Source organism: Pseudomonas sp. QTF5, assembly GCF_000512695.2.
In the GTDB taxonomy this organism is placed as follows: Bacteria; Pseudomonadota; Gammaproteobacteria; order Pseudomonadales; family Pseudomonadaceae; genus Aquipseudomonas.
In genome coordinates, this window is record NZ_AZRW02000003.1 from 1 (window position 1) to 21,164 (window position 21,164).

The window sequence follows — 21,164 nt, forward strand, 5'->3', positions numbered from 1 at the left end:
GAGCGTGGAACGAGTGTCCGGATGTTGGTGGGCTGAGTGTCCGGATGGCGTGGAATGCGCACTTCAGCCACGTCCTCACCCAAATGGCGAAGCTTCCCGCCGCAACCAGGCATTGCGACTCGGGCTGATGCACATGGATTTCGCGGGGCAGATGTTCGGGTAACGGCTTGCGCCGAGAGACCGCGCGAGGTGGCGGTCCGGTTTGCGGCGTCAGTTCAGTCTGGCTGATTTGCAGCTCTTCGAGACTCAACTGAAGCTGGTCGATCATCGCGTCCAGTTGCTCGGAGCTGCGACCGAACTGCGCGCGACGCAGCTTGGCGATCATCATCTTCAACCGCTCAATCTCCGCCCGCAGCATTCGGGCCGCATGCCAAGGCCATCGGGGCTGACATCGCCAATTACACTAATCTCAAGCCCATCATTCAGATCAGCGAAGTGCTCGTCGGCTGATCCCCAAGAAACCGATTGGCTCGAACCGAAAGGCACCTGTTTTTTTGAGTACCAGGTGCCCCGTTTTTTGAGCAAAGACGCGCAATGGATTTGCTGCCGGATTACCCTGCCCTAACGCGATCAGGCTGAGCGTACTCCCACAGCAATGGATAGAACTCTAGGAAATCCGCACTTAGCGGCTCATACAGAGCTGTCAGCTCTTCGTATGCCCCACGCAAGCCTTCTGGTTGAGATAGGCGCAGGGAAATGACTTCCAGCCCATGGCCGATCATCGAAAAATCCCTATACGCGCCAAGCCAATCTTCCGAAATAATCAATGGTGCGATCTGGGCCAAGCGCTCCGGCAACGTGGGCTCATCCTCTAAAAGTCGGTAGATTTTTTGAGAGAAAACGTCCAGGGGCTGATCGGCGTATCGCTCCCAATCCCGCGCTAAGCAATGATCAAAAAACATGTCGAGGGCGATACCCGCGTAGCGACGTCTTGTGACAGGAAATCGCTCCAACGCCCTTCTAACCAGTGGATGGGAATCCGTAAAAGCATCAATTCGGCGATGCAGCCTGATTGCCTCTTCAGTCTGTACAGAAAAATTTCCTAAAAACGTCCCCTTTACAAAATCCCCATAAAGACTCCCCAGCAGCTGCTGCGGCTCCTGACCGCCTAAGTGAAGGTGTGCAAGGTAGTTCATCAACGATTCCTACTAGCTATATGGCTTTCTGAATGGGCATCCGCCGGATTGATGGAGCTGGGATCCTCCAGTTCGAAATCACCCTACCTAGGAAAGCTACCATTCACTAGGTAGGTCTTCAATACCAGATTTTAAGCCATTCGGCTACCTTAGCTCAGCGGCTAAGCTTCGACCGCTTCCCGCCCAAATAAGACTGATTATGCCGAATGTCGCATCATCTGTTGCATGCCTACCAACTAGATGGTAGCGTATACGCAGATTCAAAATTATCCCCGTGAACCTGCAGGGCGTTAACGCCCACGTGAGAATCCTATGCAAGACTGGAAGCAAACTCGTCAAGACATCAATGCACGCCTGGTACAGCTGAATAGCCTGTCCCCTGAAACCTTGAAAGGCATGGCATCCCTAGGGAATGCTGGCGCGAAAACAAATCACTTGGACGCCAAAACTCGCGAACTGATTTCGCTGGCTGTCGCTGTTACAACCCGCTGTGATGGCTGCATCGCCTTCCACGCTGCTGAGGCCAAAAAGCTTGGTGTAACAACTGAGGAGGTTGCAGAAGCTTTGGGCGTAGCAATCAACATGAACGCTGGAGCCGCGCTCGTGTACAGCACTCATGTCTTGGATGCGTTCGATAAGCCTTAACTGAAAGTATCGCAAGGACAGCGTTACGAACGACTTACCAGCTATCGCTTAGACAATTTACTACGAGATTTTTTTCATGAATAAGCTGTTCACTCCCTACGATCTGTCCGGCACCCCATTGGCCAACCGCGTCGTCATGGCTCCTATGACCCGCACCCGTACCCTGAACAACATTCCAAATGAATCCAACGCACTGTATTACGCGCAACGTGCTTCTGCCGGCTTACTGATCACCGAAGGCCTGCCTATCTCCGACGAGGCTCGCGGCTATCTGTACACCCCTGGCATTTATGAAGATGAGCACTTGCCAGGCTGGCGCAAAGTCACTGAAGCCGTGCATGCCAAGGGCGGGAAGATTTTTGCGCAGCTCTGGCACGTTGGCCGTATGTCTCATGTCTCGGTGCATGGCATGGTACCGGTCTCCTCAGGTACGGTGCCTGCGGTTGATACCACGGTGTATGCGTGGATCGATCCTAGCAAATCAGGCCCGGTTCAACCCAGCGCACCACGTGCTCTGGAAACTGAGGAAGTAAAACGCGTCATCGCCGACTTTGTGAAATCTGCGCGGATGGCAATGGACGCAGGTTTTGATGGTATCGAAATCATGGCTGCGAACGGCTTTCTGTTCGATCAGTTCCTGAGCAGCGCCCTGAACACTCGAACCGACCAGTACGGTGGCTCCATTGCCAACCGTCAGCGCTTCCTGCTGGAGACCATTGACGCAATTGCTGCTGAAATCGGTGGTTCCCAGATTGGTGTGCGTTTCTCGCCGTTTGGTCGCCTGTATGACTTCGGCGTGTACGACGGTGAAGAAGAAACCTGGATGAGCATGGCGGCAGCCCTCAATGAACGGGAACTAGCGTTCGTTCACCTGAACTACCAACCGACCATCCTCGCCGCGCAAACACCTCCGGGTTTCGGCGCCGCATTCCGCGAAGCCTACAAAGGCACCTTGATGGCTGCCGGCGGTTTCACCAAAGAGATCGCAGAGTCTGAGCTGGCCAAAGGTGACCTTGACCTGATCGCTTTCGGCACCGCCTACATTGCCAACCCTGATCTGGTAGAGCGTATGCAGAATGGTTGGCCATTGGCGGAAGGCGATCGCACAACCTACTACGGCGTCAGCGATTCGATGGACAAGGGTTACACCGACTATCCGAATTACGTTAACGCTGCTCAACCTGTTCTGGCTAAAGCGTAATTGCGTTAAGGCGCAGCCTACGTTGAGTTCTGTGTGGGCTGGCCTGTCGTAATGCGGGCCTTACCTGTCATGTCTGTTGTAAAGACCGGATAGAACCCGCGACCCCAAAGTCACGAAGATATGGGCGTCTTCGACACTGACCCTAAGCCCTCACGCAAAATGGAGCACACTATGCCGTTAGTCATTATTAAAGGTATCGAAGGCGTTTTCACGGAAGAACAAAAAGCCGAGGCGATTCACAAAGTTACCGAGGCCATGGTCTCAGTCGAGGGTGAAAACATGCGCGCTCTCACTTGGGTTCTTTTCGAGGAAGTCAAAAGCGGCAGTTGGGGTATTGCAGGAGAGCCAATCACCGCAGAAAAGGTGCTTAAGCTACAAGCTGGCGAATAAAGCGCTGCCCTGATAATCAAGCCTTTTCTGGATTTGGTGCATCTCGTTCCTTGGGACTTGGCATCTTCTCCAGGAAGGGCTTTTTCATTTAAAAGACATTAATTGGCGTCAAAGTGCTTGAACGAAAACCATCCTTTACGTGGGGTGGGTTCTATCGCTCATCGACCTAACGGACATCCTGGAGGTCATCTTGATTCTTATCATTTACGCTCATCCCTACCCCGAAAAATCACTTGTTAATCAAGCAATGCTCGAACGCGTATCCAGCAATCCGGACATAGTCATACGCTCCCTGTACGACCTTTATCCAGACTTCAATATCGACGTTGAGGCTGAACAGAGAGCGGTCGATCAAGCACAGCTGCTCGTATTGCAACATCCGATGTATTGGTACAGCTCCCCGCCCCTTTTGAAATTATGGATCGATAAAGTATTCACTCACGGTTGGGCATACGGCAAAGGGTCTGTCGCCCTCAAAGATAAGAGTCTGCTGTGGGCCGTCACGACGGGTGGCGAGCACGATCATTTCCAAATAGGCGACCACCCAGGTTTCTCGGTGTTGGCTCAACCCCTCCACGCAACGGCAACCTATTGCAGCATGCGCTGGCTGAACCCGGTCGTGGTGCACGGCGCGTATGCAGCTGCACCCGACTCCCTACACTTACAAATCGAGCACTATTACGCGCGCTTGGCCTCCTGGAAGGAAGATTGATATGGAGACTCACAGTCTGATTGAAATGCTCATTTACTTGGGCTCAGCTGCCTTGATAGTCCCAATCGCCGTTCGGTTAGGACTTGGCCCGGTTCTGGGTTATCTATTGGCCGGCTGCCTGATCGGCCCGTGGGGCCTGAAGCTGGTAACGGATGTGGAATCCATCCTGCACTTTGCTGAAATCGGCGTAGTTTTGATGTTGTTTATCATTGGTCTCGAACTTGATCCCAAACGTCTTTGGGCCATGCGCCGAATGGTCTTCGGTGGCGGCGCATTGCAGATGCTGGTCTGTGGTGTTGCAATTGCAGTGTTTTGCGCCGCACTTGGCTTGAACTGGACAGCAGCACTGTTGGTGGGGTTGACGCTGAGTCTGTCGTCGACCGCCATCGCCATGCAGGCCATGAACGAGCGAAACATGATCCCGACCGCCGTGGGTCGCAGCAGCTTTGCCGTGCTGTTGTTCCAGGACATCGCGGCGATTCCGCTAGTCGCGATGATTCCATTGTTAGCAGCAAATGGTGGTACGCCTTCCGGCGCTGAACTCGCGCTGTCCATCGCAAAAATCGTCGGGGCGATCGTCGCGGTGGTGCTCTTGGGTCAGTACGTTTCCCGGCCCGTTCTGCGCTTTGTCGCGCGCTCGGGCTTGCGCGAAATCTTCAGTGCCGTTGCGCTGTTTCTGGTGTTTGGATTCGGGTTGTTGCTGGAAGAGGCAGGATTGTCCATGGCTATGGGAGCATTTCTCGCCGGCGTCCTGTTAGCTAGCTCAGAATACCGGCACGCGCTGGAAAGTGATATTGAGCCATTCAAGGGGCTGCTACTCGGTTTGTTCTTTATCGGTGTCGGCATGTCGATCGACTTCGGCACGCTGATCGATGCGCCACTGAAAGTCTTAACGCTGACCTTGGGTTTTATCCTGATCAAGCTGCTGGTGATCAAACTCCTTGGTCGTTTCTTGAGTGTCCCTACGGAACAGCGCTCTTGGCAGGCGGTGTTTCTCGGTCAGGGCAGTGAGTTCGCCTTCGTCGTGTTTGGCGCAGCAACGGTTGCCGGCATCCTGGTCGACCCTTGGGGTAAAAGCCTGACCTTGGCGGTAGCGCTGTCGATGTGCGTCTCACCTCTGCTGATCCTTGTGCTCAATCGCCTAGAGTCCGCAAGTAAACAGGACAATCAGAAAGCTGACACTATCGACCGGCGCAATCCTCGGGTAATCATCGCCGGCTTTGGTCGATTCGGCCAAATCGCGGGCCGTCTATTAATGTCCTGTGGTTTTGAAGTAGTAGTGCTGGATCACGATCCCGATCATATCGAGACGTTGCGCAAGTTCGGGGTCAAGGTGTTCTACGGCGACGCGACTCGCCTCGATTTGCTGCTCGCCGCCGGTGCTGCTCAAGCAGTGGTGCTGATCAACGCCATCGACAATCAGGACGATAACCTGGCACTGACCCGGCTGGCCCAAGAGCATTTTCCCTCTCTGAAGCTGGTGGTGCGCGCTCGGGATATGGGGCACATCATTACCCTACGCCAGATGGGCATAGAGTCAGTCGAGCGGGAAACTTTTGAGAGTGCTTTGTCTCTTGGACGCAAAGCGCTGGAACAACTGGGCGTCGGGCGCTACGAGGCCCGTGAACGCGCGGATCGATTCCGCCGCCTGAACCAGGAAATGCTTGAGGAAATGTCCGCGCAGCCCGAGGACGACACTGAGTTCAAGTACGACGCATACAAGCGGGCTAACGCCCTTCTGACAGAAATATTCAACGAAGATCGAGCTCATCCGATCAATAACTGGCCGGATCAAAGTCGAGCTAAGGCGGAAGAGAAAGATAGCTAAACGAAGGTCGAAAAATCTGAAGCCATTCTGAGATCGGCCTACAGGACGTCCTTTAATTCAGCCAAGATTGCTTTCTTCAACGCGGCAACCGAACGAGAGCCGGCCAGGACTAAGCGTAACCGCCCTTCGTGAAAAATCGCCAAGGATGGCACTGATCGGATACCGTACATTTGGGAAATCGTCGGCGAAACAGCTACATCAATCCTTCCGAATGCGGCGCGAGAATGCAGCTTGTCTGCCAGGTCGTGAAAGACCGGCTTCATTTCCTGGCATGGCTTGCACCAAGACGCCGAAAACAGCACGACGCTGCTGCCTTTTGCAACGAATCTGGCGAACTGTTCGGCTTTCAAGTCTACGATACGGTTCATTTGCACCTCACCCACAACGCCACTCCAAATCCAGAGATTGCAGCACCAACAGGTGCCGCAAAGTCTCTAGCATTAATTACATCCATCAAGACCGCAGACTTGACCACTGAACGACTCATCCTCATCCTTTGATTCCAAATACATTTGATTCAATGCCTGGAGAAAAGCCTCTTGAGGCTGAGCACCCGACATGGAAAATGCATTATTGAACACAAAAAACGGAACGCCTGAGCCGAATTGGGCCGCCGCGCGCTCGTCTTCCTGCATCTGAAGGCGCAGATCCGGGGATGACCACGCGAGTCGAATCGACTCATCAGATACCCCTACAGACTTTGCTATCGCCTCTAAACTTTTTCTGTCAAAGAGCGATTTACCCTGGGTGGTACTTTGCTCATAGAGCGCTTCCACCAGGTTTTTCTTCACTGCTTCATCTTCGACTGCTTTGACTAATACGTGCGCATCCGCAGTGTCACCAAACAGCATGGTTTCGAAACGGTAATCAAGCCCCGAAGACTGGCCATATTGCTTCACCGTACTCATCATGGTTACAGCAGCGGCTGGACTACCCAATTTACGTTTGAGGGCTCCTACCATAGGCTCAGCAGCATGGTTCGGAGCAAGACGGTACGCTCTTACATTGACTTGAACACTGTCTTTGTACGGGAAGCTTGCAAGCGCATTTTCGAAACGACGCTTAGCGACCCAGCACCAAGGACAGACATAATCAGACCAAATATCTATTACGAATTTCTTCGAATCACTGCTCATAAATCACTCTGTATTGAAGGGAATAAAGAGGCCGTCGCTATTGAGGAAAGACTTAAAGCGACTGTTAACAATTCGTTTGATGGCCACTGGTATGTTTGATCTCACGAGCAGACATCGCGGCTGATCGCTCCAGCGATTCGAGTAAGCAGTCGAACCCAGCCAAGGGATCTGCCGATCGGCCTAATGTCCAATCAATAAGACTCGCCCCCTCTAATGCACTCAACAGCATGAATGCATAGGATTGAGCGGGCTTGGCCAGTAACCATCCTTTCTGAATTGCTGCCTCACTGATGGTTCTCTGTAGCCAGTCAAGTTGTGTCTCGAAAAAAACTCGAGTAAGCACTTGAAGCGATAAAGGCAGTGCTGCCATTTCTGCCGCCAGTGCGCCACACAAAGGTAGAAGCCCTTCATTCGCACTGACGACGAAAAGACGGGAAAACGCTCGAAGCCGCAACAACGGATCTTCATCGGCGTCTTCGATTGACCGAATGGTCGCATCGAAGCGATTGAAAGAGTCCTTGATCAACTCTTGACCGAGACACTCTTTGGTCGGGAAGTGATGATGAATGCTGGCTTTTCTAATGCCAATCGTCGCGGCTAGATCAGCATAACTAAACGCTGAGTAGCCCTTAGACCTCATCTGGGTTTCCGCGACTTTTAACAGCGCTGCTCTTGTCGAAACTGACATTGAAAACTCCTGCGGCTAGCCTTCAGCCGCCCTACACCAAAAGCTGGCAGGCTGCTGCCAGCTGGGCCAGTCAAATGGCCTTGGATGAACGTTCGAGCCATTGCACCTCCCAGCACTCTTGGTGATGGAATGGAAGTCGACTTAGGCGACTTCCATCAGACAGCGTTAGCTGAACTCAGGCACGAACGGCCATAATTCCCGCATCCACGTCCCAAATAGCACCGGTCACCCAGGATGTCTTGTCCGACAGCAGGAACACGATGGTATTCGCCACATCTTCCGGAACACCGACTCGCCCCAGTGGGTGGAAATCGTTCAGCGACTTCATCGCTTCTGGGATCGCCTCTTTGTCCATGAACCCTTCATAGATCGAGGTGTGAACGATCCCTGGCGAGACGGCGTTGACGCGGATACCCGAGTGAGCCAATTCAATTGCCAGGTTGCGTGTCAGCGCATGCAGACCTGCCTTCGCCATGGAGTAGGCGGAGGCCGGCGAACCTGCCAAAGCGGCCTGTGCACCGATGGAACCGACGTTGACAATTGACCCTTCGCGCTTGGCGGCGAGCATGTTCTTGACTACTGCCTGGGTGATGAAGAACGTCGCACGGTTGAGAGACAGGTACATGTCGTACTCAGCTTCGTCGTGCTCGGTGAAGGCTTTGGGAATGAATATGCCGGCGGAGTTCACCATCAGACTGATATCGCTATGGTTGGCATTGATTTCGTTGCGAACGAAATTCATGCCCTCTTCAGTCATGAGGTTTGCGACTATCACGGAAACCGGGCCAAGCGCGCTCAACTCGCTACGAACGGCGTCTGCCTTGTCTTGTTTACTGCCTGTCAACACTACGCTGCCACCAGCTTTTAGCACCATGCGGGCAGTTTCCAGACCCATACCACTGGTACCACCTACAACAAGCAGTTTCTTACCTTTGAAAAAATCGTTCATTTCATACTCCAGTTAACTAAATTTCCGAAAATTGCAGCGCCAGAGATCATTCGTCTGCTGGCGCTCTTAGGGTTCAGAGAGTCAAACCCGATGAAAATCAGTCCTCACGAACCTCGAGGGTCGGCACCATACGGATGGCTTTCGAGAAGTTGGCGTAGTTAACCGAAGTCTTAATCACATTTTTATGCAGCTCTTCCACGCGCTCACGAGGTGCGTCGGTGTGCAGGCGAATCACGACGCTCACTTCGTCGTACCCTGGGTTGACGCTCTCGTCGAGGCCCAAGAAACCACGCAGGTCGAGGGTACCGTCCGTCTCAATTTCCAGACTGTGGATCTTGATACCCATCATGGCGGCGTTGGCCGCATAGCCGACCGACATGCAAGCGTTGAGAGCGGCCATTAGCAGTTCTTGAGGGTTAGGCGCACTGTTCTGGCCCAGCAACTCATTTGGCTCATCGGCGACGATTTCGAAATCACGCGAATAGGTCTCACCGGCGAGGCTGTAGCGACTGACTTTCGCCACAGAGCGCGTCTGGCCTTTCCACTGAGTCTTGACGTTAAAGCTGGCGTGGCGCTTGCCCGCATCCTCAGCAACACCTTGGGCAAACTGCTGCAGGGCGGCTACGTCAATACCGTTCAGGTTATTTGTCATTTGGTAAGTCCTCTGTGCAACGCATTTTTGCGCGTAGGTTGATGTTCGACGAAACAACTCTACCAACTGGTAGGGAGGGATGCAATAGAATTTTTTGAAATTGCTTGATGCACCAAAGCCAGCAAGGAGTAATCTACTCACAAGCCCGGTAAACATAGCCCACAGCTAAGCACCGTCTATCCGAACGGACAGACGGCAAAACGCCTACGAGTAGGATGGCTTAAACCAAAGAAGGGCTATAACGCTCTAAATCTTTACTAGGCTTAAAAATTTAATTGAAAAGGTATCAGGGAGAGTAGTCATGAACCGTAAAATTGCTTCAGGTCTTTTTTTATCAGCAATTGGAATATACATCGCAGGGCCTCAAACATCATTACGTGCAGAGGCGCAAGAACTGCCCACCGCAAGCTCTGTATCGGTTGTTGATAACCAAGCCAAACCTACCGCCACTGCATCTGATGGTGCTCATCATGTCGGCGCCGGGGCATTAGCACGAAGCGGTGCTGAGCATGGCACGGGGCAGGTGGCCGCTGACGGTGCCGATCATGTCGGGGCAAAAGGCCTGGCCGCTGACGGCGCCGATCATGTCGGGGCAAAAAGTCTGGCCGCTGATGGCGCCGATCATGTCGGGGCAAAAGGTTTGGCCGCTGATGGCGCCGATCATGTCGGGGCAAAAGGTTTGGCCGCCGATGGTGCCGATCATGTCGGGGCAAAAGGCCTGGCTGCTGACGGTGCCGATCATGTCGGAGCAAAAGGTCTGGCTGCTGACGGCGCCGATCATGTCGGGGCAAAAGGTCTGGCCGCAGATGGTTCGAATCGCGCGGGTAAAAATCAAGTGGCTTCCAAGGAAACTAAGATTCGGATCGGTGGTATTGGCTCCGATGCAGTGGCTTCACTTAGGTAGTTGGTCAATCTATAGGAGTAGGTAGTGAATCCTATGGATATGTATCTCTAAAGGTCGCGGTGGGAATGGCAGTTAGCTGCCACCTCCCGCACCGATACGTGCGGAACTACTCTCGCCTCAGTGACGCGACGCGTTCCTCTGAGTAAGGATGTGCACTTCTGGTTTTGGGGGCTTGAGAGGATAATCAATCCTGGCTAGGTGTCGTACTCATTGCGCCAAGAAGTACAGCGTCTGCCATTGCGTTAACCCACCGCACTGTCGTCCGCGCAAAATGCGCCCCACGGAGGAGCTGCATTATAGATAGAATCCTAAGCGCGAATTACGAAACGATAATATTTTGCAAAATCAAATTAAACCCAGACTGATCAACCACCTTGTCGCTAAGTGCCCAAGAAACAAAACTGCTGCCTTCAAGGAAGCTCAAGATCGCTCTTGAAACCTCTTTCGGATTGAGATCTGCCTTAATAACTTTTTGAGATTGACCTATGACTAGATTATTTTCTAACCAAGAAATATGAATCTCAAAAAACTTCTTAGTCAATTCTTTAAGGCTTTCTGGCAGCGCAGACAGCTCAGCTGCAAGCGCACCGCAAAGTGGCAGCATGCCGTTATCCAAGCTATCGACAAACAGCTCGGCAAATGCTTTTAACCGAGCAACTACATCAGGACTCTCTTCGTTTATTGATTCTAGATTTTTGGAAAATCTGAAGAGATAACTCTCAATAACCGCGATTCCGAGCCCTTCCTTTGTCGGAAAGTGATGATGAATGCTCGCCTTTTTTATGCCAATTTCGTCAGCCAAATCGGCATAGCTAAATGCAGCGTAACCTTTGGTGCGCAGCAATAACTCGGCGGTGGTTAAAAGATCGGAGCGCGTACTCATAAAGCTTACCTAGAGTTTTTTTTGATGCATGCATATTAACTGTCTTAACGCAACAGTTCAACTCGTAGAGATGAGAGGACGCTGTAAAACGACCTCTCACCTCTAATGAGCTAGGCCCCTACGTGGCTAGGTTCACTTTCAATTTGTTCCGAACCTTTGGCTTTGGAACGAACGGCCTTCGACCAACCCAGCATCAGTGCCCCAGCGACTAACGGTATAGAAAGAACTGTGTACGTTCCGTTGGGATAATCGAAAGCCAGGAGAACCAATACCACTAGCAAGAAAACAAGAGTTAGCCAAGAGGTAAACGGAGCGCCAGGCATTTTAAATGAGACCATTTCGACCTCACCTCTCTTCACCGCACGGCGGTACATTATTTGAGACATCACAATAAATGCCCAGGTGGAAAGAATCCCCAGAGATACCAGGTTCAGCAGGAGTTCAAATAACTGTGAAGGGATCAGGAAATTCAATACCACGCCAAATACGTTGATCCCCATGGTGACCAAGATCCCCATATAGGGTACCCCTTGGGTGCTCATACGTTTAAACATTTTTGGCGCTGACCCACCCATGGCTAGCGATCTCAATACTCGCCCAGTGGCGTACAAACCAGAATTAAGACTTGAGAGCGCCGCCGTCATTACAACGATGTTCATAACGGAACCAATGCCAGGAATACCAAGCGCTTCAAAAAAAGTTACAAAAGGACTGACGTTAGCGCTATAGGCTGTCCAAGGGAGCACAGTAACAAGCAGGAATACCGAGCCTACGTAAAACAAACCTATTCTCCAGATCACACCATTAATAGCTTTAGGGATGACTTTTCTTGCATCCGCTGTCTCGCCAGCGGCAGTCCCCACCAACTCTATGCTCGCATAAGCAAAAATGACGCCTTGCACGATGATGATTGCTGGCAAAAGCCCATGAGGAAATATCCCCCCGTTATCCGAGATCAAATGCAAGCCAGGAATATGTCCTGCCACCTCATGGCCAGTAGCAAAAAAGAACGACCCGATCACCAAAAAAATACTGATAGCGGCGACCTTTATCACGGCGAACCAGAACTCCATTTCACCAAACCATTTGACACCGACCATGTTCATCAATGTCACTACACCCAAAGCGCTTAGCGCGAATACCCACTGAGGGACATCCGAAAATACACTCCAATATTTCATATAAATAGCAATGGCGGTTATATCAACAACGCCTGTTAACGCCCAAACTACGAAATACATCCATCCTGCAACGAAAGAGGCACGCTCACCCATAAACTCCCTGGTGTAAGATACAAAACTCCCACTGCTTGGACGGTGCATCACTAGCTCACCCAGCGCCCTCAAAATGAAAAAAGCAAATATCCCACAAACCAAATAAATCACCGCAAGTGCAGGCCCCGCAATTTGTAGTCTGGCCCCTGCCCCTAGGAACAGACCTGTACCGATAGCTCCACCTAGCGCCATCATTTGTACATGACGTTTCTTTAAATGCTTTGAATATCCGCTTTCATGGGAATCAAGCCAGTTCGATTTATCTTTTAGTTCGTTGCCGCACTGAACTGCTGAGAGAGTTTGTATTTTTTGTTTTTTCATGTTTCACCCAAGCGATTAATTTGCAGTTTTTGTTCTTATCCCTTGCAAACTTAACTTTCTTCTTCCCACTCCAAACGGGAAGTGCGAGAGAAGCCTTGAGCTCCCATGTCGTCAAAGACACTAAACCTCTCCCGCTCAATGCCACAGCACGCTCAGATCATCGCTTCTCGATCGACCAGGTAGCGAAATCCCAAGACACAAAAAACCTACCACTCACATGGTAGCCGTGCAATCTATATTTTTATCTGTTTACAACATGCTGTTTTTTAAAGGATTTTTCATACATGCCAACCTTGTAGTAGACATTTAACAAAAATGGCACTTTAATCTGGAATCTGCGGTAGCTAGTGCGTAGCCAAATCTCACCGAACGCAAGAATTGGAAGCCGGTATGAAAAAATATAAAAACGTACAAACCCTACTCACCCACGCTTCTATCGAGCCTGATCAGCATCATGGCTTCGTGAATACACCGGTTTACCGGGGTTCCACTGTGGCGTTCCCTACGTGTGAATCGATGCGCGAGGGACGCCAAAAATATACGTATGGCCGGTGGAACAACCCTTCGACGGAAGCATTGACTCAGGCCCTCCAGCAGCTGGAGGGAGCGGAAGGTACGGTTCTTTGCCCCTCAGGGCTCTCCGCATGTACGACGGCCATACTGTCGGTGGTGGGAGCTGGGGATCACCTGCTTATTGCCGACAACGTGTATTCGCCGATAAGGGCCTTTTGTGAGCAGGTGGGCCAACGCCTTGGAATCGAGGTCTCGTTTTACGACCCGGCAATAGGTGCCGGCATCGTAGATTTCCTCAAACCAAACACTAAAGCGATCTATACCGAATCTCCTGGCTCCTTGACTCTAGAAATACAAGACATCCCTGCGATAGCCAAGGTTGCCCATGAACATGACATCCTGGTGATTGCAGACAACACGTGGGGCACCCCGCTTTACTTTCCTTCACTGGAACTTGGTGTCGATCTATCCATCATGGCCGCCACGAAATATATCGTCGGTCACTCAGATGCCGTTCTTGGTACCGTATCAGCCTCCAAGCGTGCGTGGGATAGCCTCAAGCGATTCCATTTCAACATGGGCTTGTTTGCGAGTCCGGATGACGTGACGCTGGCGCTCCGAGGGATGAGGACGCTAGATGTGCGACTGGAACGCCATTACAAAAACGCTACGATTGTCGCCAAGTGGCTGGAGACACGCAAGGAAGTGGAAGCAGTTTATTATCCTGCATTAGAGTCTCACCCTCAGCACCAGTTATGGAAAAGGGATTTTAAAGGAGCATCAGGTTTACTGTCCTTCGTGACCAAACCTTCCACACAAGCAGCGGCAGATGCACTCCTGGATAGCCTATCGTTGTTTTCAATTGGCTACTCGTGGGGCGGTTTTGAAAGCTTGGCGATGATCGCCGATCCTAAACCCGTTAGAAGTGCGACGTCTTGGGAAGTTGATGGGCACCTTGTGCGGCTGCATATTGGTCTTGAAGACCCATCTGATCTGATCGAAGACCTTGAACAAGGCTTTGCGAAATTCAACATGTTACGTGGCTAATTTTCAGTAAGCTGATTATATGCACAGCCCTTAATTGGGCTGTGCTTGCTTGCCCGCCCGGATGTCTTATCCCAAGATCAACACCTTCGACACTGCTCGCCGATAAGATTCATCTATCTCCTTCTAAAATCTGAATCCGACGATAAAGCGTTCGCTCACTAATCCCCAACTCTTTGGCTAAATCTGCTCGCGACCCCTCGAACCCATTAAGCACCTGCGCAAGGTTTTTTAGGGACTTGCTATTTCTATTAGTTTTTTTGTACTGGGAGACGTGACCAGTCACATTCGTAGGCAAATCTCTTTCCCGTATAATCCCGTCCTCACTGAACAGACGCGCCCGTTCAAGAATATTTTTTAGCTCCCTGATATTCCCCGGAAATGAATACAGCATAAGGCGCTTCAATGCGTCCTCGTCTATCTCAGACCGACTGCCAGGTGCAATTCGTTTTAGATGGCTTTCTATCAGCAGCGGCAAATCATCTAAACGCTCCCTTAATGGCGGAAGCGTTATAGGGAAAGCGCTGATCCTGTAGTAGAGGTCTTCGCGAAAAGTGCCAAGTTCAACCATATCCTTCAAAGGCTTATGAGTTGCAACAACGAGACGGAAATCGGAATGGATCGTCCGTAAACTACCCACAGGTCTAAAACTGCCCGATTCAATTAGACGCAACAATTTGACTTGCATGGAGAGAGGTACATCGCCTATTTCGTCCAGAAAAAGCGTACCTCCATGCGCAGCCTCTGCAAGCCCAATTTTCTTACTGAGCGCGCCTGTGAATGCTCCTTTTTCATGGCCAAATAATTCACTCTCGAACAGCGACTCTGAAAGGCCGGTGCAGTCGACTACAACCAAAGGTGCCTTTGAGCGCGGACTACCCATATGGAGTGCCCTAGCGAACAGCTCTTTACCGGTTCCCGACTCACCCTGCAAAAGAACGGGAATCGGGGAAGGCGCCGCTCGCTGCAGCGCGCTCAACGCCTGTTTAAAAGACGGCGACACGCCCACTAGCCCCTGCTTTTGCGGCTGCGCAGATGCTATGTCTACGGTGATCAATCTTTCAACGTAAGCAACCACCTGGCCCTGGCGATCCAAAATGGGACGGAGCTCAACATCAACGTGTTCTGGCCCCCGGGGAGTGTGGTGAATATGCAGTACCCTTTCCGCAGCATGGCTATCAAACGCCTTTCGCATTGGACAAAGCTCACCCGCCTGATCGCAGGGAACGGCATAGCCATGCGAAACCTTGAAGCATTTGGAGCCAACGTGTGGTTTTCCCTCAACACCAAAATGCCTTTGATAGGACTTGTTGGAGGCGATGACGTTGTACTCGACATCCAGGACGATGGTGGGTCTATCGTCATGCTCAAGGTAAGAAATCAACGCTTGAACATCTACATTGCTCGTAGCGATTAGCCCACTACTCATAATTTTCTCCCGAACACGTATGTTTCCTGCTGCCAAATACTGCCACAGACTGCCAGGCAACTGCCAAAATTAATGGCAGACACGGATACCTCGCCCTGGAAACTCAGGAAACACGCTGTTTAGAGCGTTCAATGGAAAGATCAACACTGGCATGGATCTTGAGACTGCTGACATAGCAGCTATTTCAGGAGCTATCTAATGTATTTCGGCGAAAAAATATTGGTCGAAGAATTCTTTGACGAAGCGACATCGACGTTCAGCTATCTGTTGCTTGACCGCTCTACCATGCAGTGTGCGCTCATCGACAGCGTGCTTGACTACGATCCGAAATCGGGCCGCACAAAAACTGAATCAGCCGACAGAATCGTTGCACGCGTGACGGAGCTGGGCGCATCCGTTGAATGGATCCTTGAGACCCATCTACATGCCGATCACCTGACTGCTGCACAGTATTTAAAACAACGGCTAGGCGGCGAGATAGGCATTGGAAACAGAATAAAAGACGTTCAAAAAGTCTTTAGCCACTTGTTCCATACGGAAGAAGAACTTAGAAGCGGTTCCGACCAGTTTGATAGTTTGTTTGATGACAATGATACGTTTCATATCGGCAGCTTAACCGCCCAAGCATTGCATACGCCTGGGCACACACCTGCCTGTATGACCTATCTTATTCAGGTGGAAGGAACAGGACTCGCATTTGTTGGCGATACATTGTTCATGCCCGATTACGGCACAGCAAGGTGCGACTTCCCTGGAGGGGACGCTAGAACACTCTTCCAGTCAATACATAAGATTTTAGCGCTTCCTGAATCAACCAACATTTTCATGTGCCACGATTATCGTCCGAATGGTCGACCTCTTGCGTTTATTACCAGTGTAAAAGCACAAAAGCAGGAAAACATCCATGTTCGCGAAGGTACAAGCGAAGATACGTTTGTGAGCATGCGAGAAAAACGAGATGCAACACTGGATATGCCAGCTCTGATATTGCCATCCGTCCAAATTAATATGCGAGGCGGCAACATGCCAGAGCCAGAGACGAATGGAATCCGCTATCTGAAAATACCGCTCAACACGCTTTAACGCTTTAACGCTTTAACGCTTTAACCTTGCGTAGTTATCAACGGAAAATAATATGAATACTTATAAATTAGGTTCGGATTTTTCTATTGCGCCGCAACTCACCGTGGTCGATGTGAAGCAACTGGCTGAGCTCGGGATTCGTACTCTCATCTGCAACAGGCCGGATGGCGAGGCACCCGACCAGCCTACACATGTAACGATCCGCCACGCAGCCGAAGCAGAAGGCATCACGTTTCACTACCTGCCCACCCAAGCGTCGTCCATCGCTGATGATACGGTGGAGTCCTTCGTCGCAATTTTGCAAGACGCGCCAAAGCCAGTGGTTGCTTACTGTAGAACAGGCACTCGCTCAGCAATGCTCTGGGCGCTTTCTGAGGCAGGTAAGCAGAGTCTGTCCGCCATTCTAGAAATAACCAAAAGCGCAAAGGTTGATATCAGTTCTCTTGTACGCAGAATCAACAATGGTGGTCGCACCGTTAATGCAATGACTACGACTCATCACCAGATCGTCATTGTCGGTGCTGGTTCGGCAGGCATCGCCACCGCAGCCAGCCTGAAGTCACGAGAACCGAATCTGGATATCGCACTAATCGACCCTGCCGACGCGCACTACTATCAACCTGGGTGGACTATGGTCGGCGGAGGCATCTTCGAGGCTGAATCTACTGTAAGGACTATGGCATCAGTCATGCCTCAAGGTGTGACGTGGATCAAAGCAGCGGTAACTGCTTTCGACCCACAGGCCAATGCAGTCGTCCTCGATGGAGGGAGAGTTATTCAGTACGACCAGCTTGTCGTCTGCCCTGGCTTGAAGCTCGATTGGTCGGCAATCAAAGGACTGACTGAGACATTAGGCTCCAATGGCGTAACCTCTAATTATCGCTACGATCTTGCGCCTTATACTTGGAAACTTGTCCAGGAACTCAAATCAGGCAAGGCGCTCTTTACGCAGCCGCCAATGCCAATCAAGTGTGCGGGTGCGCCTCAGAAAGCGCTCTATCTCTCATGCGATCACTGGTTGAAAAACGATCGCCAGGCGCAGATAAATACGCAATTTTTTAATTCCGGCGGTGTGCTATTCGGCGTCGCCGACTACGTCCCTGCCCTCATGTCGTACATGGAAAAATATGCGGTCGACTTGAAATTCAGCCACAAGCTGGTTGCCGTAGATGGCCCCAACAAACAGGCGACTTTCGAACGTACCGATAAAGATGGAAACACCCAGACCGTGATTGAGTCGTTTGACCTCCTCCACGTCGTGCCTCCGCAGGTTGCTCCTGACTTTATTCGCTCAAGCCCGCTAGTGGATGAGGCGGGATGGGTCGACGTTGATCCGACGACCTTGGCTCACCGCAAATTTTCCAATGTTTGGGCGCTAGGAGATGTGGTGAATACCACAAATGCGAAAACCATGGCGGCTGCCCGTAAACAGGCTCCGGTCGTAGCGAACAATGTCCTGGTTAAGCTAGGGATGAAGCAGAATCAAGCTGCGTATAACGGCTATGGCTCCTGCCCTCTGACGGTTGAGCGTGGAAAAGTTGTCTTGGCCGAGTTTCTCTATGGCGGAAAGCTAGCGCCGACGTTTGCCGCCTGGTTTCTGGATGGGCGCAGACCCTCTCGTTTGAGCTGGTTTCTTAAAGAGAGAATTCTCCCGCCGTTCTACTGGCATTGCATGCTGAAAGGACGTGAATGGTTCGCTGACCCAGAAGTAAGTCAGGCGGAGCATTAAAATATGGATGAGCACAGCATGCTGGCCGTCGTTCTTGGCGCGGTCATTGGAGGTGTTCTAGCCATGACTGGTGCAGGCGGAGGAATCCTCGCCGTTCCTGTATTGGTTTTCGGTCTAGGTTTATCAATGACCCAAGCAGCCCCCGTCGGGCTGCTAGCAGTGGCTTTAGCTTCCGGCGTCGGAGCTGTGCTCGGATTGAAGCAAGGCGTCGTTCGATATAAAGCAGCTGCCTTCATATCATCGATTGGAATCGTGGCTGCGCCGCTAGGTTTACACCTGGCTCAGCGCATTCCCAACAAGCCCCTCGCACTCGTGTTTTCGTTGGTGCTGGTGTACGCAAGCGTGCGCATGTTGCGCAATGCAAGTCGGGAAATCCGTAATGGCGGTGCCGCTCCACGACGCGAGGTGTTGCCCTGCGTACTCAATCCGGCAAAGGGCCGGTTACGCTGGACGCTGCCCTGTGCTCGAGTATTGGCGTTAACCGGTTTCACGTCGGGCTTACTGTCTGGCTTGCTGGGTGTCGGAGGAGGTTTCGTCATCATTCCGGCCCTGACGCGATATACCAATCTGGAAATGAAAAGTATTGTCGCAACTTCTCTTGCGGTGATCGCATCGGTTTCAATCGGCGGAGTGATTGCAGCCGCGATCAGCGGCGTTATGTATTGGCAAGCAGCGGTACCGTTTGCCGCCGGTGCGGTTTTAGGGTTGATCGCGGGAAGGCAGCTAGCTCACAAGCTGGCCATTCCTCGTTTACAACAAGCGTTCTCCATAGTGGGAATCGTAGCTGCCATCATGCTGGGAGCCAGTGTATTCGGTTTAGGTTTGGGATCATGACTTCCCAAATCAATTTTAGTATCAGCAAGCGTCTCCACTTGGAGACGCTCATACGCCGAGTTACGGATCACCTGGCCGACACGACCTTCTGCCGCTGCTCTCCCAAGCCATCAATCCATACACGTATCTGATCGCCAGGGTGTAGCCACTGCGGCTCTGGTTTCATCCCCATGCCTACCCCCGGAGGGGTGCCTGTGCAAATTACGTCACCGGGCTGCAGCGTCATGTACCGACCGCAGTAAGACACAATCTGCGCAACAGAAAAGATCATCGTTTTCGAGTTACCTGTTTGGCGCCGTTCACCGTTTATGTCCAGCCACATATCAAGGTTCTGCGGATCCGCGATCTCATCTCGAGTCACCAGCCAAGGCCCGATCGGGCCGAAGGTGTCGCATCCTTTCCACCGACAGCAATCAGAGGACATCGACGCGCAGATCTTTGATGTGTTTGAGCTCCCCGCCCCCTCTCCTCGCCCCCGCCATGTGACAGAGATTTTTACTTGCCTCATAGCCCCCCCAGATGCAGAGCATTGTGAAGAAAAACCTCTACGAATAGAGGGTCGATTGACATCACACAATCGAAGATAATTTTATTGCATGCCTACCAACTGAACGGTAGCCTTCATCATAGCAACCAACCAGGCATTTTATGATTTCGCTGGTCTTGAGTAGCTGCTACTGGTTCGCAGCAGCTGAAACTCCAAGCGCGAGGTAACTTTACAAGTCTGTAGTAACCTATACGCACTGTGGGGAACAGCTAGTGTCACAGCACATACTTGATGTACCGCAACTCAAAGGCTCCAAAAAAGTTGTCCTGCTCACCGCCTTAGCGATGCTAGCTTTTGCAGCTAACTCGGTGCTTTGCCGGCTCGCACTTCGTCATACAGAAATTGACCCTACTTCCTTTACACTTATACGTCTGGTGAGCGGAGCTATCATGCTTTGGGTGCTCCTGGCGATTAAAGGTGCGACACGCCCCTCAGGAACCTGGTTTGGTGCTTTGACTCTGTTCGCCTACGCATTTGCTTTTTCATACGCATATTTGAACCTGGAAACTGGGACAGGCGCCCTACTGTTGTTCGGCGCAGTACAACTCACCATGCTTGGTTACGGGTATTGCAAAGGTGAGAGGATGCAAGGGGTTGCCATTGCAGGGTTACTCCTTGCTATTGGAGGTCTTGTGGCCTTGTTATTACCTGGAACAAGCGCGCCTGCGCTTGGTAGCGCTGGGATTATGCTGTTGTCAGGCATTGCATGGGCCGGCTACTCCTTAATTGGCAAGCAATCGAATGATCCACTCGCATCTACAACAGGAAATTTCTTGCGAGCCGTACCTATGATGCTCCTAGCTTCGATCCCCTTCGTTAATGACTTTTCGATCGATTTTTTGGGAGCTCTTTGCGCCGTCGCGTCTGGGACGATTGCCTCAGGTGTTGGTTATGCGATCTGGTACGCGGCGATACGCTCGCTTTCATCGTTTCGAGCGGCAACCATCCAATTGAGTGTTCCTATCTTGGCGTCTCTCGCTGGGGTACTCATCCTGGGTGAGCACCTCACCGTTCGCTTAGCACTGACATCGCTAGCGGTGTTAGGAGGAATAGGATTGGTGCTTAGCGACAAGCGCTTAGCAAATGCCACTAACTGATCTGATTCGAGTGCAAACGCAGAAAGCCATGGCGCTGCAACCTGCTTTCATTTCGCTACCCTTGCAGCTGGCCAGAGGAAATTCGCAAGCTGTATCATCGAACATCTGCGTTGAAATCCAGCACCCGCGTGGCACCGTCAAAGTGAATTGGCCGACCGAAAGTGCTGCC

At 51.6% G+C, this 21,164-nt stretch carries 19 protein-coding genes and 3 pseudogenes; 11 read left to right on the forward strand and 11 right to left on the reverse strand.

What is annotated here, in order from left to right; all coding sequences use genetic code 11:
• Both IC37_RS03000 and IC37_RS03010 read right to left on the reverse strand, forming a co-directional pair.
• Positions 1-352 (reverse strand): annotated as a pseudogene (locus tag IC37_RS03000) (hypothetical protein); the annotation flags it as partial.
• 199 nt (positions 353-551) lie between these two features.
• Entirely contained in the window at positions 552-1,136 is a 585-nt protein-coding gene (locus IC37_RS03010) for an ACP phosphodiesterase (protein ID WP_030128762.1), read from the reverse strand.
• Between the two features lie 312 nt (positions 1,137-1,448).
• Between IC37_RS03010 and IC37_RS03015 the strand changes: the two genes are divergently transcribed.
• From IC37_RS03015 to kefC, 5 genes are all read left to right on the forward strand, one after another.
• Positions 1,449-1,781 carry a carboxymuconolactone decarboxylase family protein gene (locus tag IC37_RS03015; RefSeq protein WP_030128763.1) on the forward strand — a complete coding sequence of 111 codons (333 nt, stop codon included), beginning with the start codon at positions 1,449-1,451 and terminating at the stop codon, positions 1,779-1,781.
• 76 nt (positions 1,782-1,857) lie between these two features.
• Entirely contained in the window at positions 1,858-2,982 is a 1,125-nt protein-coding gene (locus IC37_RS03020) for an alkene reductase (protein WP_030128764.1), read from the forward strand.
• Positions 2,983-3,153: 171 nt separating this feature from the next.
• Positions 3,154-3,372: a 4-oxalocrotonate tautomerase family protein gene (locus IC37_RS03025; RefSeq protein ID WP_019579167.1), complete on the forward strand. Its 219-nt coding sequence runs from the start codon at positions 3,154-3,156 to the stop codon at positions 3,370-3,372.
• Between the two features lie 190 nt (positions 3,373-3,562).
• On the forward strand, positions 3,563-4,084 hold the full coding sequence (gene kefF, locus IC37_RS03030; RefSeq protein WP_030128765.1) for a glutathione-regulated potassium-efflux system oxidoreductase KefF: 522 nt from the start codon (positions 3,563-3,565) through the stop codon (positions 4,082-4,084).
• A gap of 1 nt (position 4,085) precedes the next feature.
• Complete coding sequence (gene kefC / locus IC37_RS03035) at positions 4,086-5,912, forward strand: glutathione-regulated potassium-efflux system protein KefC (protein WP_030128766.1); 1,827 nt, start codon at positions 4,086-4,088, stop codon at positions 5,910-5,912.
• Between the two features lie 38 nt (positions 5,913-5,950).
• On the opposite strand, the gene IC37_RS03040 is transcribed toward kefC, so the two are convergent.
• From IC37_RS03040 to IC37_RS03060, 5 genes are all read right to left on the reverse strand, one after another.
• Positions 5,951-6,280 (reverse strand): co-chaperone YbbN, encoded by a 330-nt coding sequence (locus tag IC37_RS03040; protein ID WP_030128767.1) that lies wholly within the window; start codon positions 6,278-6,280, stop codon positions 5,951-5,953.
• Between the two features lie 72 nt (positions 6,281-6,352).
• Positions 6,353-7,048: a DsbA family oxidoreductase gene (locus IC37_RS03045; protein WP_030128768.1), complete on the reverse strand. Its 696-nt coding sequence runs from the start codon at positions 7,046-7,048 to the stop codon at positions 6,353-6,355.
• Between the two features lie 64 nt (positions 7,049-7,112).
• Positions 7,113-7,736 carry a TetR/AcrR family transcriptional regulator gene (locus tag IC37_RS03050; protein WP_008015736.1) on the reverse strand — a complete coding sequence of 208 codons (624 nt, stop codon included), beginning with the start codon at positions 7,734-7,736 and terminating at the stop codon, positions 7,113-7,115.
• 175 nt (positions 7,737-7,911) lie between these two features.
• Complete coding sequence (locus tag IC37_RS03055; protein WP_030128769.1) at positions 7,912-8,685, reverse strand: SDR family NAD(P)-dependent oxidoreductase; 774 nt, start codon at positions 8,683-8,685, stop codon at positions 7,912-7,914.
• A gap of 97 nt (positions 8,686-8,782) precedes the next feature.
• Entirely contained in the window at positions 8,783-9,337 is a 555-nt protein-coding gene (locus tag IC37_RS03060) for an OsmC family protein (RefSeq protein WP_030128770.1), read from the reverse strand.
• Between the two features lie 394 nt (positions 9,338-9,731).
• On the opposite strand from IC37_RS03060, the pseudogene IC37_RS30820 reads away from it, so the two are divergent.
• Positions 9,732-10,058, forward strand: a pseudogene (locus IC37_RS30820) (hypothetical protein); the annotation flags it as partial.
• Between the two features lie 502 nt (positions 10,059-10,560).
• Here the strand turns inward: IC37_RS30820 and IC37_RS03070 are convergent.
• Entirely contained in the window at positions 10,561-11,124 is a 564-nt protein-coding gene (locus IC37_RS03070) for a TetR/AcrR family transcriptional regulator (protein WP_030128772.1), read from the reverse strand.
• Positions 11,125-11,234: 110 nt separating this feature from the next.
• Complete coding sequence (locus IC37_RS03075; protein WP_030128773.1) at positions 11,235-12,719, reverse strand: amino acid permease; 1,485 nt, start codon at positions 12,717-12,719, stop codon at positions 11,235-11,237.
• Between the two features lie 390 nt (positions 12,720-13,109).
• On the opposite strand from IC37_RS03075, the gene metC reads away from it, so the two are divergent.
• A complete protein-coding gene (gene metC / locus IC37_RS03080) occupies positions 13,110-14,279 on the forward strand; it encodes a cystathionine beta-lyase (RefSeq protein WP_030128774.1) in 1,170 nt (389 codons plus the stop codon).
• A 109-nt stretch (positions 14,280-14,388) separates the two neighbouring features.
• Here metC and IC37_RS03085 read toward each other — a convergent pair whose 3' ends face one another.
• Positions 14,389-15,705: a sigma-54-dependent Fis family transcriptional regulator gene (locus IC37_RS03085; RefSeq protein ID WP_030128775.1), complete on the reverse strand. Its 1,317-nt coding sequence runs from the start codon at positions 15,703-15,705 to the stop codon at positions 14,389-14,391.
• A gap of 198 nt (positions 15,706-15,903) precedes the next feature.
• Here IC37_RS03085 and IC37_RS03090 point away from each other — a divergent pair, with 198 nt between their 5' ends.
• The 3 genes from IC37_RS03090 to IC37_RS03100 are packed head-to-tail and all read left to right on the forward strand — an operon-like array spanning position 15,904 to position 19,351.
• Positions 15,904-16,788, forward strand: coding sequence for an MBL fold metallo-hydrolase (locus IC37_RS03090; protein ID WP_030128776.1), 885 nt, complete (start codon positions 15,904-15,906; stop codon positions 16,786-16,788).
• Positions 16,789-16,840: 52 nt separating this feature from the next.
• Positions 16,841-18,517 (forward strand): bifunctional protein tyrosine phosphatase family protein/NAD(P)/FAD-dependent oxidoreductase, encoded by a 1,677-nt coding sequence (locus IC37_RS03095; RefSeq protein WP_030128777.1) that lies wholly within the window; start codon positions 16,841-16,843, stop codon positions 18,515-18,517.
• A gap of 3 nt (positions 18,518-18,520) precedes the next feature.
• Complete coding sequence (locus IC37_RS03100) at positions 18,521-19,351, forward strand: sulfite exporter TauE/SafE family protein (RefSeq protein ID WP_030128778.1); 831 nt, start codon at positions 18,521-18,523, stop codon at positions 19,349-19,351.
• A 67-nt stretch (positions 19,352-19,418) separates the two neighbouring features.
• Here IC37_RS03100 and IC37_RS03105 read toward each other — a convergent pair.
• A pseudogene (locus IC37_RS03105) lies at positions 19,419-19,754 on the reverse strand (fumarylacetoacetate hydrolase family protein); the annotation flags it as partial.
• Between the two features lie 533 nt (positions 19,755-20,287).
• Here IC37_RS03105 and IC37_RS03110 point away from each other — a divergent pair.
• Positions 20,288-20,995: a DMT family transporter gene (locus tag IC37_RS03110; RefSeq protein ID WP_081729280.1), complete on the forward strand. Its 708-nt coding sequence runs from the start codon at positions 20,288-20,290 to the stop codon at positions 20,993-20,995.
• Positions 20,996-21,164: the final 169 nt, after the last annotated feature.